This is a genomic window from Bacillus sp. T2.9-1 (assembly GCF_950097965.1).
In the GTDB taxonomy this organism is placed as follows: domain Bacteria; phylum Bacillota; class Bacilli; order Bacillales; family Cytobacillaceae; genus Niallia; species Niallia hominis.
Genome location: NZ_CATNHG010000111.1, coordinates 1 through 16,749 on the forward strand (window position 1 = coordinate 1; position 16,749 = coordinate 16,749).

General features: G+C 33.8%; 13 protein-coding genes and 1 other RNA gene. 12 read left to right on the forward strand and 2 right to left on the reverse strand.

Annotation, left to right across the window (positions count from 1 at the left end):
• The first annotated feature begins 574 nt into the window (after positions 1-574).
• From QQZ16_RS16695 to QQZ16_RS16730, 8 genes are all read left to right on the forward strand, one after another.
• A complete protein-coding gene (locus QQZ16_RS16695) occupies positions 575-916 on the forward strand; it encodes a spore coat protein (protein ID WP_031538106.1) in 342 nt (113 codons plus the stop codon).
• Positions 917-1,303: 387 nt separating this feature from the next.
• On the forward strand, positions 1,304-1,861 hold the full coding sequence (locus QQZ16_RS16700; RefSeq protein ID WP_031538105.1) for a DUF1273 domain-containing protein: 558 nt from the start codon (positions 1,304-1,306) through the stop codon (positions 1,859-1,861).
• Positions 1,862-1,936: 75 nt separating this feature from the next.
• Positions 1,937-2,239: a cell division regulator GpsB gene (gene gpsB, locus QQZ16_RS16705; RefSeq protein WP_031538103.1), complete on the forward strand. Its 303-nt coding sequence runs from the start codon at positions 1,937-1,939 to the stop codon at positions 2,237-2,239.
• A gap of 108 nt (positions 2,240-2,347) precedes the next feature.
• An RNA gene (gene rnpB / locus QQZ16_RS16710) (RNase P RNA component class B) lies at positions 2,348-2,729 on the forward strand.
• Between the two features lie 212 nt (positions 2,730-2,941).
• Positions 2,942-4,075: a THUMP domain-containing class I SAM-dependent RNA methyltransferase gene (locus QQZ16_RS16715; protein WP_031538100.1), complete on the forward strand. Its 1,134-nt coding sequence runs from the start codon at positions 2,942-2,944 to the stop codon at positions 4,073-4,075.
• A gap of 101 nt (positions 4,076-4,176) precedes the next feature.
• The gene (locus QQZ16_RS16720) at positions 4,177-4,347 is read left to right on the forward strand and encodes a hypothetical protein (protein WP_155986757.1); all 171 of its coding nucleotides are present in this window, start codon (positions 4,177-4,179) and stop codon (positions 4,345-4,347) included.
• 234 nt (positions 4,348-4,581) lie between these two features.
• On the forward strand, positions 4,582-6,495 hold the full coding sequence (locus QQZ16_RS16725) for an ATP-dependent DNA helicase (protein WP_235251472.1): 1,914 nt from the start codon (positions 4,582-4,584) through the stop codon (positions 6,493-6,495).
• A gap of 215 nt (positions 6,496-6,710) precedes the next feature.
• A complete protein-coding gene (locus tag QQZ16_RS16730; protein ID WP_235251473.1) occupies positions 6,711-8,234 on the forward strand; it encodes a carboxypeptidase M32 in 1,524 nt (507 codons plus the stop codon).
• 495 nt (positions 8,235-8,729) lie between these two features.
• Here QQZ16_RS16730 and QQZ16_RS16735 read toward each other — a convergent pair whose 3' ends face one another.
• Entirely contained in the window at positions 8,730-9,182 is a 453-nt protein-coding gene (locus QQZ16_RS16735) for a chemotaxis protein CheX (RefSeq protein ID WP_031538097.1), read from the reverse strand.
• Positions 9,183-9,814: 632 nt separating this feature from the next.
• Between QQZ16_RS16735 and QQZ16_RS16740 the strand changes: the two genes are divergently transcribed.
• The 3 genes from QQZ16_RS16740 to QQZ16_RS16750 all read left to right on the forward strand — a co-directional run bounded on the left by QQZ16_RS16740 (position 9,815) and on the right by QQZ16_RS16750 (position 15,500).
• Positions 9,815-13,393 (forward strand): dynamin family protein, encoded by a 3,579-nt coding sequence (locus tag QQZ16_RS16740; RefSeq protein WP_235251474.1) that lies wholly within the window; start codon positions 9,815-9,817, stop codon positions 13,391-13,393.
• A 39-nt stretch (positions 13,394-13,432) separates the two neighbouring features.
• Positions 13,433-14,281, forward strand: coding sequence for a sulfurtransferase (locus QQZ16_RS16745; protein ID WP_031538095.1), 849 nt, complete (start codon positions 13,433-13,435; stop codon positions 14,279-14,281).
• A gap of 346 nt (positions 14,282-14,627) precedes the next feature.
• Positions 14,628-15,500, forward strand: a complete 873-nt coding sequence (locus QQZ16_RS16750) for a 5'-3' exonuclease (protein WP_031538094.1) — start codon at positions 14,628-14,630, stop codon at positions 15,498-15,500.
• Positions 15,501-15,857: 357 nt separating this feature from the next.
• Here the strand turns inward: QQZ16_RS16750 and sspL are convergent, their stop codons facing one another.
• Positions 15,858-15,995 carry a small, acid-soluble spore protein L gene (gene sspL / locus QQZ16_RS16755; RefSeq protein WP_031538093.1) on the reverse strand — a complete coding sequence of 46 codons (138 nt, stop codon included), beginning with the start codon at positions 15,993-15,995 and terminating at the stop codon, positions 15,858-15,860.
• 108 nt (positions 15,996-16,103) lie between these two features.
• On the opposite strand from sspL, the gene QQZ16_RS16760 reads away from it, so the two are divergent.
• Complete coding sequence (locus tag QQZ16_RS16760; RefSeq protein ID WP_235251625.1) at positions 16,104-16,583, forward strand: divergent PAP2 family protein; 480 nt, start codon at positions 16,104-16,106, stop codon at positions 16,581-16,583.
• The last annotated feature ends 166 nt before the right edge of the window (positions 16,584-16,749 follow it).

Consider the following 16,749-nt stretch of genomic DNA (forward strand, 5'->3'; position numbering starts at 1 on the left):
TAAGCGGAAAACCTTGCAAATTAGCCGTTATTTAAGGGCAGCATTGTGGAAACCAGCACATGTCTGGCTTCGCAAAATTGAAGGAAAAGCCATTCCTTAATCAACAAATTGTTGTCGTTGCACAGGTCTAATTGTAAATAAATTTCCAAATGGACAGGAGCCGCCTTTAGAAAGGTAATTACTTTTTTGGCTCTAAGTAGAGTGAACAATTAAACTGAAAATTATGACACTATTTACGCAACACTAGTGTAATTTAACAACAATATAATTTCATAGAAAATACAAATTAGCATAGATGAAATACTAATTTGGAGTGAACGAACTTGTATAAAGTGGTTATGTGTATGTTTTTTGTTCTTATTTGTTTAACCATCATCTTATTTACAACACTAAAAGACAGCTTCTATGCCCTTTTATAAAATTATAATGACTCAAATAATATTGGGAATTATGGTGATTAATGATGCAGTAAAAAGTTCTCTCGGCAAAATAGGTGTTTGTATTAGTACAAGATTATCCCTTTCTACATAAATTGTTAGTGTAAGATAACTAATTTTTGAGAGGAGATTTTCTTATGCATTGTAAACCAAATAACATTTTACCTGCAGTAGTACATCCAACAAAATGTTGTGTGAATAACACTTTTTCTAATAATATTGTGCCACATATTCATCCAACACATACTACTACTGTAAACCATGTGAACTATGAGCATCAACATTTCTTCCCACACACTCAATCTGTTGAGAATGTGGTAACTAATACTCAAGCTAATATGGGTTCAGCTCCAATGGCACCAATGGCACCAGCAACTCCAGCTATGCCAACAACTGGAGGAACTCCATTTACAGCAACTGGTCAAATGTTCCCGGCTCAAACTGGTATGCCTGGTGGATTCCCATTTAGAAAAAGATAAGTAAGCTAAAACAAGGATCTTTGTTTGAGATCCTTGTTTCTATTTATAGAAAAGTTATTTTAAAACCCACACTTAAACTTACTTTTTACTAGGAGTAGTGGCGGAAGGAAGGTGGGAAGATTATTAGTCAAAAAGAAAAGAATGATTCCCGTAAATATCAGTAGGGGAGAAAAAAGATAACATTGCCTGGAAAAATCCTTTTTTCATCACGATTATTTTCGATCATTTTATCGAATACTTAACATATAATGAAATCAGCAAGCAAAGAAGCAGAGCTAAAAACGGTGTTCTTCTTCTTTTAGGAGGTATAAATTCTTTATGGGAAAAACTATTTATGATATATTTTAAAGTAATAATGGTTAATACGAAGGAGTTACTTGTACAATTATGAAAATAGCCGTCATTTCTGGCTATAAGCCTTTTGAGATAGGAATATTTAAACGAGACGAACTAGCTGTAGAATACATAAAATTAGCAATTAGGAAAAACCTGCAAATAATGCTGGAAGAAGGACTTGAATGGGTATTAATTAGTGGTCAACTTGGTACAGAGCTCTGGGCTGCTGAAGTTGTTTATGATTTGCAAATGGAAGAATATCCTGATTTAAAACTAGGAATTATTACTCCATTTCTTGGACAGGAACAAAATTGGAAAGAAATAAATAAAGAATGGTATGAAGAAATTATGATTCAGGCTGATTTCGTTGATTCAGTATCCAAGAAAGCATATGAAAATCCACAGCAATTAAGAGATAAGAATGTATTTTTACTGAAAAAAAGTGATGCTCTTCTTCTGTTTTATGATGAGGAGAACCCTGGTAGTCCCAAATATTTGTACGAATTGGCTAAAATGTATCAGGAAAAAAACACCTTTGAAATTCGTAAAATCCAGTTTTCAGATTTACAAGATATTGTGGAAGAAGTAAGATTTAATGAAGAGTATTAGTAGAATTAATTGACAAAATGGCGTATTTTTGAAAAAATATTGAGATAAATGGTAATCGACTGAGGTGAGCGATAAATGCTATCAGATAAAATGAAATTAACAGCAAAAGATATTTTGGAAAAAGAGTTCAAAACTAGTGTAAGAGGATATAAGCCGGAAGAAGTAGATAAGTTTTTAGATTTAATTATTAAAGATTATGAAACATTGCATCAAGAAATTGAAGAGCTTCAACAAGAAAATTTACGCTTAAAAAAGCAAGTGGAGGATGCTAGTCGCAGACAACCACCTCCAACTACAGCAGGCACAACTAACTTTGATATTTTAAAAAGATTATCTAATTTAGAAAAGCATGTGTTTGGTAGTAAGCTTTACGATTGAGTTACATTTACTAAATGCAGGTCATGCTGCATAATAGATTAAGAATTACCTATAATAACCATTGCAATGCTTTGGTAAAACCACTATAATAGCTATTGTATCAATAAAACGCTTTGGTAATCGCTGCAAACTTAGTTTGTAGAGGAAAGTCCATGCTCGCACAGGCTGCGATGCTTGTAGTGTTCGTGCCTAGTTAAAAAATAAGCTAGGGCAGCATATTTATGTTGACGGCAGGGAAAATGCCTAAGTCTTAGGATATGGCATGAATACCTTGAAAGTGCCACAGTGACGTAGCCTTGTCAGAAATGACAAGGGTGGAACGAGGTAAACCCCGCGAGCGAGAAACCCAAATTATGGTAGGGGAACTTTCTCTGAGGAAATGAACGGATGAGAAGGACAGAAATTATATTTCTGTAGATAGATGATTACCGCCTTTGTACGAGATGTTAAAGTCGTATGAGTACAGAGGAACAGAACATGGCTTATAAAGCGTTTATGTTGATTAATGATGAGAATGAAGATAAAATCACAAGGGTGACACGGAGATTAGTGTCTGATAAACTGTTAGCGTTTTGGCTTAAAACAGTATGTCATGCATTTAATCTGGTCATCCTTTTTATATGGACTATTTCTTGTATCAAAATAAAAGTAAAAATAAACAACATACATAAGATGAAATTATAGTGAAATGAAGGAGATAATATGCGAAACTTTGAATTAATAGCAACAGCTGCTATGGGGCTTGAAGCAGTAGTTGCGAAAGAAGTACGAGAGTTAGGGTATGAATGTACAGTAGATAATGGGAAAGTATTATTTAAAGGCGATGAAACCGCAATTGCAAGAGCAAATATGTGGCTTCGTACAGCAGATCGTGTAAAAATTAAAGTGGCCGAATTTAAGGCAACTACATTTGATGAACTTTTTGAAAAGACGAAAGCGATTCGTTGGGAGGATTATTTACCTGTTCATGCTCAATTCCCTGTTTCAGGTAAATCAGTAAAATCAAAACTTTTCAGTGTATCGGATTGTCAAGCAATCGTTAAAAAGGCTATCGTTAATCGTATAAGCTCACATTATAAAAAAACTGGCTGGCTAGAGGAAAACGGAGCTTTATTTAAAATAGAAGTAGCAATCCTTAAGGATATTGTTACATTAACAATGGATACTTCAGGTCAAGGTCTTCATAAACGAGGTTATCGAGCTGATCAAGGGGAAGCACCACTAAAAGAAACCCTAGCTGCAGCTTTAATTTCACTAACAAATTGGACAGCAGATCGACCATTCGTAGACCCTTTTTGTGGATCTGGAACGATTCCTATTGAAGCTGCTTTAATTGGACAAAATATCGCACCAGGTTTTAATCGTGACTTTATTTCAGAAAGTTGGGATTGGATGCCAGCTAAAGTATGGGAGGATGTCCGTACAGAGGCAGAGGATACTGCCAAATATGACCAGCCACTTGAAATCTTTGGATCAGATATTGATCATCGCATGATTAAAATAGCTCAAGAAAATGCATTTGAGGCAGGACTAGGAGATTTAATTACTTTTAAACAAATGCAAGTAAAAGACTTTACCACAATGAAAGAAAATGGTGTTATTGTGGGGAATCCGCCGTATGGAGAACGATTAGGGGATAAGCCATCTGTTCAAAAAATGTATCAAGAAATGGGACAGGCTTTTGCTCCACTTGAAACATGGTCTATTTATATGCTAACAAGTGATGAAGCGTTTGAAACACACTACGGCAGAAAAGCAACAAAGAAACGTAAACTATTCAATGGTTTCATCAGAACAGATTATTACCAGTATTGGGGAAAGCGAAAAAGAGATTAACAAATTAAAATTCCTTTAACAGATTAACTGTATTCGATGAGTATATTTTTTTTGTATCCGTATATATTTATTCTATACGTATTTTTCTGGAGGGAATATTTATGAACGATAATACAGTAGACTATACAAAAATTATGGATGCATTGAATTCTTCTATCGATCTTATGGCTGGAGAAGGAGTTGCAGACGAAAGCGTGATTCAAAAGCTGTCTAACGCCCAACAAATAGTTCACCAAGCAATGTCTTATTCCTTGTCTAGAGATAGGGGCTGAAGGAGAAATGGTGCTCTGAAGGTTCTTCTTTTCTGATTTTTTTACTTTAGAACAAATTAAAAATGCCATAAATGTTTGAGAGGGTGCCAAATTATTTTAAGGCAACCCTCTTTTCACTTGAATATTAGTTATAAATTGTCTATGATAAGGATTCGTTATGAAATAAATAAGGATAATTTTATATATAGCAAAGAGAGAAAAAAGGAAGTCAATTCGTAAAGTCGGAGGGGTATCATGCAAAATAGCATGCCATTTGAAGTAGCAAAAACAGAATCATTTTATGAAAAATTGGGAGAATGGATTGGTGACGTCTTTTATGACATTCTTCCAGAAGCAGGATATGAATTACGTGATGAACAGGTTTATATGGCTTATCAATTAGAAAAAGCATTTAAAGATAAAAAAACGATTTTTGCAGAAGCAGGTGTCGGTACTGGAAAAACATTTGTCTATTTATTATACAGCATTTGTTATGCTCGATATGTAAACAAGCCTGCAATTATTGCTTGTTCAGATGAAACATTAATCGAACAGCTTGTGAAAAAAGAAGGCGATATTGCCAAGCTAGAGCAAGCTCTTGGATTAAATATTGATGTGCGATTGGCAAAATCCCGCAACCAGTATTTATGCTTAACAAAATTGGATCAAAAAATCACTTTTGAAGATACTTATAATTCTATTTATGACAGTCTTCCTGAATTCGTTCACGGAACAGGTTCTATGCAATCCTTTGCTCCTTATGGGGATAGAAAGGATTACCCAGATCTAAATGATAAGGATTGGGAAGGTGTGGCATGGGATTCCATGCAAGATTGTTTTACATGTGATAAACGCCACCGTTGTGGACAGACATTACACAGGGATTATTATCGTAATGCCAAGGATTTAATCATATGTTCCCATGATTTTTATATGGAACATATTTGGACAAAAGAATCGAGAAAAAGAGAAGGGCAGCTTCCATTACTGCCTGATAGTGCGTGCGTAGTTTTTGATGAAGGTCACTTACTAGAATATGCAGCACAAAATGCGTTAACCTATCGTTTAACAGAACAAAATTTGGAAAATCTATTAACTAGATTGATGGCAAATGATGTGCGTGAAAAAACATTAAATATTATTGAAGAAACAATCTATCAGAATGAGCAGTTTTTTAGAGAGTTAACAGATGCTTCCTTTAAAGCAGAAGGCTCTGAAAAACAAGAAATTAAAAAAACAGACAAAGTAATGCGAGCAGGAAGAAAATTAGCAGGATATATTTCGGAATTAGAGGAAGAGCTTGTGTTCGAAAGCGAAATGTATGTTATTAATGAATATGACTTAAAAGTTGTTGAGGAGTATTTAGAACAGATATCTCATTCTTTAAGCTTATTTTTGAAGGAAATGAATGGAATTACATGGTTTGAAGAAATGAATGGGGAAAGAACGCTTGTAATTATGCCAAGACTTGTTCAAGACATTATGCAAGAGGAAGTATTTAGCCAACAAAAACCAATTATTTTTTCATCTGCAACATTGTCTGAAAACAAATCATTTGAATATATGGCCAGAAGTATCGGAGCATCTGATTATCTTTCTTTTTCTGCTGATTCTCCATTTGATTACGATGAGCAGATGAAGGTTCATATTAAGTCATTTGAGAAAGAAATGAATATGGAAAAACAGGAATATTGTTATGAAGAGTTGATAAAAGCAGAGGGACGCTCATTGGTTCTTTTTAATAGCAAAGAAGATTTGGCTAGTTTTAAGGAAAATCTACCAAAGGACTTTTCGCTTCCAATCTATTTCGAAGGAGAAAGAGAAATCAGTACGCTTGTTTCTAACTTCCAAAATGAGGAAGAATCCATCCTTTGTGCAGTGAATTTATGGGAAGGGTTAGATGTGCCAGGTAGATCTCTAGAAAATGTGTTTATCTATTCCTTGCCATTTCCTCCAAATGATCCAGTGTATAAAAGTAAACGAGAAAATGTCGGAAATCCATTTTTAGAAGTGGATTTACCTTATATGATTTTAAGACTACGTCAAGGCATTGGTCGTTTAATACGTACACATGAAGATAAGGGCTCCATTCATTTATGTATGGATAGCGATGAAACAGAGCTCGTACAAAATGCTGTATTAAAGGCATTGCCTGTAACACCAAATTAAGCAATTAATCATAAATGTCTCATTAGTCATTCTATTAGTGTGTCTTAAAAATAGGACACATAGTTGCTTGTTGCAGCTCAGAATGAACGAATGAGGCATTTTTTTCAAAATAAGCGAGTACATTTTTTTTACTTACTCCAATATCATAATATATCTAGTTTTCCAACAGGTATGTTATGATAAAAGAATACTAAAATGGAAAAGAGGAGAGTATATTGTCTATTAATATAAAAGAGATGGAAACAAAATTTTTGGAGTATGTGAAGAAGATAGGAGCATACAATGAAGCGCTCGCTCTAATTTATTGGGATTTACGTACAGGTGCTCCAAAAAAGGGAGTCAATCAACGAACAGAAGTAATCGGAGTGTTATCTTCTGAATTATTCGAATTATCAACTTCTGAACAATTAGAATCCTATCTTACTGTTCTATCTGAAGAGATCGTTCAAGAGGAATTATCCCCGATTACAAGAAAGACAGTAGAGGAAATGAAAAAGGATTTTGATCGCAATAAAAAAATTCCAGCTCAAGAATACAAGGAATATGTTATGCTTCAATCAAAAGCAGAAAGTGTTTGGGAAGAAGCGAAGGAGAAAGCAGACTTTGCACTTTTTCAGCCGTATTTAGAAAAACTAGTAGAAATGAACAAGAAATTTATCGAGTATTGGGGACATACAAACAATAAATATGATGTTTTATTAGATATGTATGAGCCTGGTATGACAGTCGCTATATTGGATGAAGTCTTTTCTAATGTGAGAGAGAAAATAGTGCCTTTAGTACATAAAATTGCAGAATCAAGTCATAAACCATCTACAGAGTTCTTATATGAGCGATTTTCGAAAGAAGATCAAGAAGCATTTAGTTTGGAAGTGTTGAAGCAAGTAGGATATGACTTTGATGCTGGACGTTTAGATCAAACCGTTCATCCATTTGCTACAGGAATCAATCCAGGTGATGTTCGTATAACAACGAAATATGATGAGTCAGACTTTAGAGTAGCTGTATTTGGAACAATTCATGAAGTTGGTCACGCTTTATATGAACAAAATATTTCCAAAGATTTAATCGGAACTCCTTTATGTTCGGGAACTTCGATGGGAATTCATGAATCTCAATCACTATTTTATGAGAATTTTGTCGGAAGAAATTTATCCTTCTGGAAACATAATTATGAAACCTTAAAATCCCATACAAACGGTCAGTTTGATCAAGTTTCTGTCGAAGATTTTTATCGTGTGATCAATGAATCGAAGCCTTCTTTAATTAGAATTGAAGCAGATGAACTAACCTATCCGCTACATATCATGATTCGTTATGAAATAGAGAAAGGTTTATTTGATGGTGATATACAAGTGAAGGATTTACCAAAGATTTGGAATGAGAAATATCAGTCCTATTTAGGAGTGGTTCCTGAAAATGATGGGGAAGGGGTTCTTCAAGATGTACATTGGGCCGGAGGAAGCTTTGGTTATTTCCCTTCCTATGCACTTGGTTATATGTATGCAGCGCAACTAAAACAGGTAATGCAAAAAGACCTTCCTGAATTCGATAATTTATTAGAACAAGGACAATTACTGCCTATAAAAGAATGGCTTAATGAAAAAATTCATCGCTACGGAAAAATGAAAAAACCACTTGAAATATTGAAAGATGTTACTGGAGAGGGCCTAAATGCTCAATATCTAATTGATTATCTTTACACTAAATATAGTGACGTATATCAGTTAGAGCAATAATCAACACTTATTGACTGAACGATGATGAAGCGAGGGTAATTTTAAAGGGCTCCCTATATTACAGCAGTATTGCAATTCAATCGATTATAACAAATCGGTTAATCTTTTCTAGTTTCGGCACATATTCCATGAATGATAAATATACTAATATATGTTTATAAAGAAGTGGGTGTGATAAATATGGAGAATTATTATTGTAGTCACTGCCTGACCATCTATAATGAAAAGACAATTTGCAAATGCTGTGGGCAAAAGGTGGAGAATAAAATTAAAATCGAAGTACAAAGTCATACAGATAATAAGAAAATAATGTAGAGGAAAATAGGATGAAAAAATCATTTTTTTGTTTGAGTTAATTCTGCATGTTAAATCAGTTGAATTCCCTAACCAAATGGGTGAGAAAGTAAAATTTTAAACGGGGAAAAATTCAGCGGAAAGTAGAATTGTTCAGCTTCAATCAATGTGGATAGATAAAACATTGATTGAAGTTGAACTTTATATTTCTAAAATAAGAACAATGGTTAATTGGCCAATGTTTTGGAGCGAAATAGGCAAGCTAAGTGCTTTTTCAAAACCAGATAACTTTGTTTCACCTGCTAAAACGGTAGGTGGTGTTATATCTATATCAATTCCATTTTGAGACACAAATGTAGATAAATTACCAGCAATCATATTCCCTAATTCACCAGAGAATGATTCAAGCATAGCCCCTTCCAAAAACATACCAAACATAGATTCGCCTAGCTTACCAAAAACTTGGTTATCCCCATCTATAATGATTCTGCCACGAAAATCTCCAGTTAATCCAATTAATACCCCTAAAGATTTTAAAACAAATGGTGAGACAGTTACAGATGGCCTCTCAATTTGTAGTTCACAGGGAATAACACCTTTTACAGCTTCAATTGTTCCGTTTAAAATTTCAGTTGTACTTTTAGTTAATGACACACACTATTCCCCCATCCTCTAGATAAAAACATCTTATCATAAAATAGACCTATTTTGTTTATATTTTTTTGAGAAAATAGGATATACCACATGGTACATTTTTCCTAAACTACTTGTTTTATATGGATTTCCCTTGCTAAAAGGACAGAAAAATAAAACTATTTTTCTTATTGAAAATGATTTTCATTGATGATAATATGTAATTGAGATAGAAAATTATTCTCATTAAGGAAATGAGGTGTAACGAATGATAGCTTTTCCTATTGGCTTAACGGTTATCAGTTATTTATTTGTTATGAAGTATGTTTTAAACCATACAACCAAAGCAACAGATATTAAATAATAGTAATTACATATGATGATGAATGAAATACTGCTTTTTCTTGTCCCCCTTGCCTACCTACATAGGGATTGGCTAACAAGAGAAAGCAGTTTTTTTCATTTCTCTAATATCAGTAAGACGTTATTTGAGAATGCGGAGAAGAGAGTTTGGAGAGTAACTGTCCCTAAAGGTAACACATGGTTAGATTCACTTTTTTTAGGTCGCTTTCAATTTTCAGTTAATTTTACTTTATTGTTATGTGGAAAATAGTTAAAATAAAAGAAATACATAGATGAAAAGGAGTTTATCCATGCTTTCAACGAATACAGACACCTTACATAAATGGACAGCGTTTTATCAATATTTTTTGGCACATAGTGATCAACAAACTGCGCAAAGATTGAAAGAACTAATTAAAAAAGCAACTAGACAAGAATTTATTGCAACTTTTTGTGGACATTATTCTGCTGGAAAATCAAGCATGATTAATAAACTTGTTGGTACAAAGGTTTTACCAACAAGCCCCATTCCGACAACGGCTAATATTTTTCGCGTGAAGAAAGGAAGCAAACAGTTAAAAGTTTCATATTGCACGAACCAAGCAGATGTTTATAAAGAGGTTCTTGATATAAAAGGCGTTTTACAGGCAACAGAAAGAGTGGATGAAATAAAAGAATTAGAAGTCCAATTGGATACGGAACTCCTTTTAGAGAATGCTATTTTAATGGATACCCCAGGAATTGATAGTACAGATCAAGCCCACCAATTAGCAACGGAATCTAGCATTCATCTTGCAGATATTATTTTCTATGTCGTTGATTATAATCATGTACAGTCCGAAATAAATTTTGATTTTACGAAACAGCTAGTTGATTCAGGCAAAAAATTTGTGTTAATCGTTAATCAAATGGATAAACATCGAGAAGAAGAAATTTCATTTCAACATTTTAAACAAAGTGTTTCTGACTCCTTTTTGTCATATGGAATTAAGCCAGAAAAAATTTTCTTTACTACCTTAATCGAAACGAATTTTTTCTATCAAGGGTTGAAAGAGTTAAAGTGTTATATTGTTGAAAAAATGAAAGAAAAAGAGTTCATTCTTCCTATTTCAATGGATGAATCCTTTCAAAAGCTATATAAAGATCATCATGCCTTTATCGAAACAAAGTATGCTGAAAGAATCGCTCCTATAGATGAGGAGTTAGCAGGTTTAACGGAGGAAGAATATCATTCATTAGAATCAACCTTAAGTACAATAAAAAAAGAACTTCAAACAATAGATGAGGAAGAAAGCGAAACAGTAGTATCTTTAGAAAACGAGTGGCATTCGATTATTAAAAATGCGTATATTATGCCATTCAATCTTCGTGAATTAGCCAAGTCATATTTGGAAACAGAACAGAAAAATTTTAAAATAGGATTATTTGGCAGCAAAAACAAAACAAAAAAAGAAAGAGAGGAAAGACTACTTGCTTTTTACACAGAGCTCGAAAAGCTTGTTCAAATACAATTAATAACGCCATTATCGCAGTTTTTTGAGAAACACGGTAAGTCAGAGTATTTTCTGAAAATTAAAGGGCTTGCTTCTATTTTACATAGGCATAGGTTAAAAGAGTTAGTAAATAAGGATGCGCAGCTTTCTGAAAACTATGTTCTGGTATATTGTGAGACTGTTGAAAATGATTTGAAACAGTCTTTTAGGAAAGAAATCACGACACTATTTACTCAATGGAAAGAAGAGCGCCAGCGACAATTACATACGGAAAAAGAAGAGCGTAGGAAAGAACAGAAAATCTGGCAAGGATTTGTAGACTGTAAGCTAAAAAAGGAAGAGATAGAGACTAAATGGCAAGACTGGAGAGAGAACCTAAAGCATCTCTTTGTCACACAATCAGTTGATGAGAGTCTATTGCAAAGATTACTAGATTCAGATAAAGAAGAAATTACTTACCAAACATTATCATCCATAAACGCAAGAGCCGTAGACAAGAAAAGAAATCTGACTGAGGATAGTAAACGAGAAGAAAGAAATGAATTTGATACAGATTTACTAATTAAACAATTACGTTTTTTAAGTAATAACCTGCAACAGGTAAAGGGATTTACACATATAGCAAAGAATTTGCTTACTAAAGCCGCCAATATTGAAAATCGAACATATACTATTTGCTTATTTGGTGCTTTTAGTGCAGGGAAGTCTTCCTTTGCCAATGCCTTACTAGATTATCCGATTTTGCCCGTTTCGCCCAATCCAACTACGGCAACAATAAATCGAATTTTGCCAATAGATAAAGACCATCCACATAAAACGGTGATTGTTAAATGGAAAACAGAGTCAGAAATGCTTACAGAGATAAATGACTATTTACAGTTAGTGAAGGAAGAGGCAAGTACATTAGAATCAGCGCAAAATTTGATAAAAAAGCTAGCTGCTAAACCTGTAGAAAGATATGCGAATGAATTTCGCTATCTGCAAGCTTTTGTAAAAGGATATTCTGCCCATCGTGATCAATTGGGCAGCGAGATTAATGTTGGATTAGAAGCGCTTTCGAATTTTGTTGCAGTAGAAGAAACCTCTTGTTTTGTGGCTTCGATAGATGTTTATTTTGATTGTAGTATTACTAGAAAAGGAATTACGCTCGTTGATACGCCAGGGGGAGACTCAATTAACAGCAGACATACGGAGTTAAGCTTTGAATTTATGAAAAAAGCAGATTGTATTTTTTATGTCAGCTACTATAATCACGCATTTTCCAAAGCTGATCGTGCTTTTTTAGTACAGCTTGGAAGATTAAAGGATGCTTTTGAAAAGGATAAAATATTTTTTGTCATTAATGCAATAGATTTAGCGAAGGATGAAGAAGAGCAAGAAGCTGTAGAGGAGTATTTACAAGAGCAACTGCAATTATATGGTATACGTTCTCCACGAATTCTTCCTGTTTCTAGTCTTTATTATAAGCATGAAATTTACGGGAAATGGATGGGAAGAGCAGAGGCTAAAATGTATGAATTTATTGAATATGAATGGCTAGCAATGATGCTCCAATCTGCTAAAAAAGAATATGAAGGGACAATTGAACTTTTAAAGCAGCTAGTTAAATCTGCTTTTGCAAAAAAGGAAGAAGCGGAACAAGAGCTTTCTCGGATGGAGGAAGAAAAACGGAATATACTCTCACAATTTGAAACAATAACGTTTCAAGATAGATTAGCGAAATTTAAAATGGAAGTTGAAGAACAGCTTTATTATTTAAAGCAAAGAATCATGTTTCGATTACAGGAATTAATAAAGGAAGCCTATCATCCATCCATTTTACGAGGGGATAATAAGAAAAGAGAAATTTCCCTTGCTACTGCTTCCTTTTTAATACAGTTGAATTTTGAATTTGAACAAGAATTGCGGGCAGTAAATGTAAGACTGGACCAAATATTTTATAAACAAAGAAAAGAAGGCTATCAAGAAATTCAGCATTCCATTCAGTCCATTAATGGCGAAATCCGTTTGCAAGAAGAAATGGAAAATGCAATTGATACAAAATTAACTTACCATGCTCCTTTCAAACAACTAGATAATGCGCTTAATAAAATTGGAACAAAATATTACAAAAATCCCAAAAGTTTTTTTGAGAATAATGAACGAAAGAATATGGGAATAGAATTAGAACAATTAGTGGATGAGCACGGGAATATTTTTATTAAGGAGCAAATTCACTCCTTCTTTACTTTTTATAAAGAGTTATTTGAACAGCATTTTGATACACTGCTTGATAATTTACAAGAACAAGTGGGCGAATATTATGATGGGAAAACGGCACTATTAACAGAGCATGAGAATTTAGATAAACTTGAGTGGATTATTAAGGAATCAACAAGATTTTCCGCTATTGATTAATGGTTAACAGGGATAACAAGAGGAGGAATAAAGATGGAAATCGTAAAAAGTGTTGATTGGCTAAAGGAAAATTTTGAACAAGATTCTGTTAGAATTATTGATTGTCGCTTTGATTTAAAAAATCCTGACGCTGGCACCGAATGGTATATAGAAGGTCATATCCCAAATAGCGTTTATTTTCACTTAGATAAAGATCTCTCCAATCCAGTAAGTGAACACGGGGGCAGACATCCATTACCAGCCATAGAAGAATTTGTTTCTAAACTTGAAAATATAGGTGTTGGTAAAGAAACTATCGTCATTGCCTACGATAATGGGGAGGGGGCGTTTTCTGGGAGACTTTGGTGGTTATTAAACTATATCGGACATTCCCATACATATATTTTGGATGGCGGCTATAAAGAATGGGTAAAAAAGGATTTTCCAATTTCAAAGGATGTCCCGACTTTTACAAAGAGTACTTTCTCTCCTGAAATTCAAACACATATGATTGCTACTTATGAGGAAGTGTCAGCACAAGTAAGAGCAAAAGAGGAATATAAGGTACTTATTGATTCCAGAGAACACATACGGTATATAGGAGAGATAGAACCGATTGATAAGAAACGTGGACATATACCTGGAGCAATAAACTTTGTATGGACAGATGGATTAAAAAATGGCTTCTTTTTGTCGACTAATGAGCAAAGAGAAAGGTTTTCCTCATTAGACCCCAGAAATGAATATATTGTTTATTGTGGCTCTGGCATAACTGCTACTCCTAATTATATTTCCTTAAAAATGGCTGGAATAGACAATGTAAAGCTTTATCCTGGAAGTTTCAGTGATTGGATTTCTTATGATGAAAATCCAATTGAGACCTGTTTGTCTAACAAGATAGAAGAATGAAACAAAGCATTCTATTATTAGGAGAGGCAGTAAGTTTAGAGTTTACAAAAGTAGAGGCAAATATAGATGGCATGAAAAGGAAGTACAGTGTAGTTTTGAACTTAGCTTAAAATAAGTGGGTTAGGAACAGGAAACTAATGGGGAATTTTAGTTCTCTGTTTTTTTCTTTAGAAGATAATTATTTTTCAGACTTCGTTTTACAACAAACGTACAATCAGGTTAAATTCCAACTAATAAAAAGGGAGAAGAAAAAGCTACCAGCCAAAACTATTTTAGAATCTGTTATAATAAACGAATGGAAATAAAGGAGAGATGCGATTTGAATAATGACAAACAGACAAACCTGATGCTCGTAGATGGGATGGCGCTATTATTTCGTGCTTTTTTTGCTACAGCTGTTACAGGTCAATATATGGTTAACTCAAAAGGAATTCCAACAAATGCAATTCATGGTTTTGTAAAACATTTTTTTACAGCAATTGAACATTTTAACCCTTCACATGTTGCGGTTTGCTGGGATATGGGAAGTACTACATTTAGAACAGAAATGTACCCTTCCTATAAAGCAAATCGTCAAGACGCCCCTGTTGAATTAATTCCACAATTTGATTTGGTAAAAGAAGTTGTAGAAAGCTTTAATGTTCCAAATATAGGGATAACTGGATTTGAAGCTGACGATTGTATCGGTACAATTGCGAAACAAATGAAAGGTGAAGCAAATGTTACCATCTTAACAGGAGATCAGGATATTCTGCAATTACTGGATGATCATATTTCTGTTGCGTTATTAAAAAAAGGGTATGGTAACTATATGGTTTATACACCAGCAAATTTTCAAGAAGAAAAAGGGATTACTCCAAAGCAAATGATCGATCTAAAGGGATTAATGGGAGATACAAGTGATAACTATCCTGGCGTAAAGGGGATAGGTGAGAAAACTGCCTTAAAGCTTCTCCAAGTTCATCAGAATATAGAAGGGATTTTAGCTAATTTATCGTTGCTTACAAAGGGTCAGCGTACGAAAATTGAAACAGACCTCGAAATGCTCCATTTAAGCAGACAATTAGCAGAGATTAAATGCGACGTTCCAGTAAGTTGCATGCTAGAAGATAGCTATTTAAATATCAATCCAGCTACCGCAATGAAGAAATTTGAGGAATTAGAATTTAAAAGATTTCATCATTATGTAGAAAAGAAAGAAGAGCTCACCTTATTTTAAGAAATGGTTTTTTATATATTACGCAAAATTTGCATTGGAATACGAAACTAGAAGGATAAACGCCTAGATATCTCAGAGACTGAAACAAATATGCTAACAAAAGTTAAACCCAACCGATTCAAACGAAATGCTTATTTAAAAGTTTCGTATAATCGTTTGGGTTTTTATTTGTATTTATCATGTTTAACTTCATTAGATGTGGGTAGAGTTGAAAATTCTTTAGAATAAATATACAAAAGGATAGATACTTTTGCCCAATTCATGAAAGAAATCAATCAAGATAAAGACTGAATAATACAAGTTGGCTGGAGCTTTTTTTAAAGCCCCAGCTAAATAGCGAAAATTAATGAAATATCATTATTTTGTATTCTTCTTTTTCGCGGCATTTTCTAATTTGCTTTTTGGAGCTGGCGTTATATCAGCGTCTTGACCGTACCCTTGTGGATTAACCCCGCCAGCAGCTTTTCCTCTATTCGTATGGTTTTTATTACTCATATCAATCACCTCTTAAAGTCATAGTGGAAATAAAAATCAATTTTAGTATGAGCAAATAAGAATAATATCATCCGTAAATAAAGAGACTATTTGAAAGAGGTGATTGATATGAATAAGGGCATATATGTTGCCTTAATAAGCATTGGAATGGCTCAATTTTTAAAAATCCCCATTCATTTTTTTAAAACAAAAAAGTGGGATAAAGGCTTATTTTTTCAAACAGGAGGGATGCCAAGCTCCCACTCAGCAGGTGTTTCTTCTCTAACAACTTTTATTGCATTAAAACGAGGTTTACCAACTATTGATTTTGCGTTATCGCTTATTTTCGGATTAATTGTCATGTATGATGCACAGGGAATTCGAAGACAGACAGGAGAATTAACGTTAAAGGTAAATGATTTAGGAGAGCTAGTAGATAAAATTAATACAGATAAGAATATTGCCTTTAAAGAGCAACAACCAAAAAAACTAAAGGAAATGCTAGGCCACCAGCCACAAGAGGTATTTGGAGGTGCCTTATTAGGTGTTTGTATAGGTTTCTTAGGACATTTATGTACGAAGAAGAAAAAAACCATTATACGCCGTTAACAATTGATAGAGGGGCAAGCCCATTTTGCTTCTCTATCTTTTTTTTGCAAAGTTATCGAAGAAAATAGAAAAATTGTGACAATGGTCATTAAAAATGCAAAATAAGTGTTGAAAAAGCTAGAAATATGTCGTGATATAAAGTAACATGTAGGTAAAAGGATAGAGG

Bases quoted from the DNA above. Each gene is read 5' to 3' on its own strand.
- QQZ16_RS16695 (WP_031538106.1), top strand. From the start codon at position 575: ATGCATTGTAAACCAAATAACATTTTACCTGCAGTAGTACATCCAACA.
- QQZ16_RS16700 (WP_031538105.1), top strand. From the start codon at position 1,304: ATGAAAATAGCCGTCATTTCTGGCTATAAGCCTTTTGAGATAGGAATA.
- gpsB (WP_031538103.1), top strand. From the start codon at position 1,937: ATGCTATCAGATAAAATGAAATTAACAGCAAAAGATATTTTGGAAAAA.
- QQZ16_RS16715 (WP_031538100.1), top strand. From the start codon at position 2,942: ATGCGAAACTTTGAATTAATAGCAACAGCTGCTATGGGGCTTGAAGCA.
- QQZ16_RS16720 (WP_155986757.1), top strand. From the start codon at position 4,177: ATGAACGATAATACAGTAGACTATACAAAAATTATGGATGCATTGAAT.
- QQZ16_RS16725 (WP_235251472.1), top strand. From the start codon at position 4,582: ATGCAAAATAGCATGCCATTTGAAGTAGCAAAAACAGAATCATTTTAT.
- QQZ16_RS16740 (WP_235251474.1), top strand. From the start codon at position 9,815: ATGCTTTCAACGAATACAGACACCTTACATAAATGGACAGCGTTTTAT.
- QQZ16_RS16750 (WP_031538094.1), top strand. From the start codon at position 14,628: ATGCTCGTAGATGGGATGGCGCTATTATTTCGTGCTTTTTTTGCTACA.
- sspL (WP_031538093.1), bottom strand. From the start codon at position 15,995: ATGAGTAATAAAAACCATACGAATAGAGGAAAAGCTGCTGGCGGGGTT.
- QQZ16_RS16760 (WP_235251625.1), top strand. From the start codon at position 16,104: ATGAATAAGGGCATATATGTTGCCTTAATAAGCATTGGAATGGCTCAA.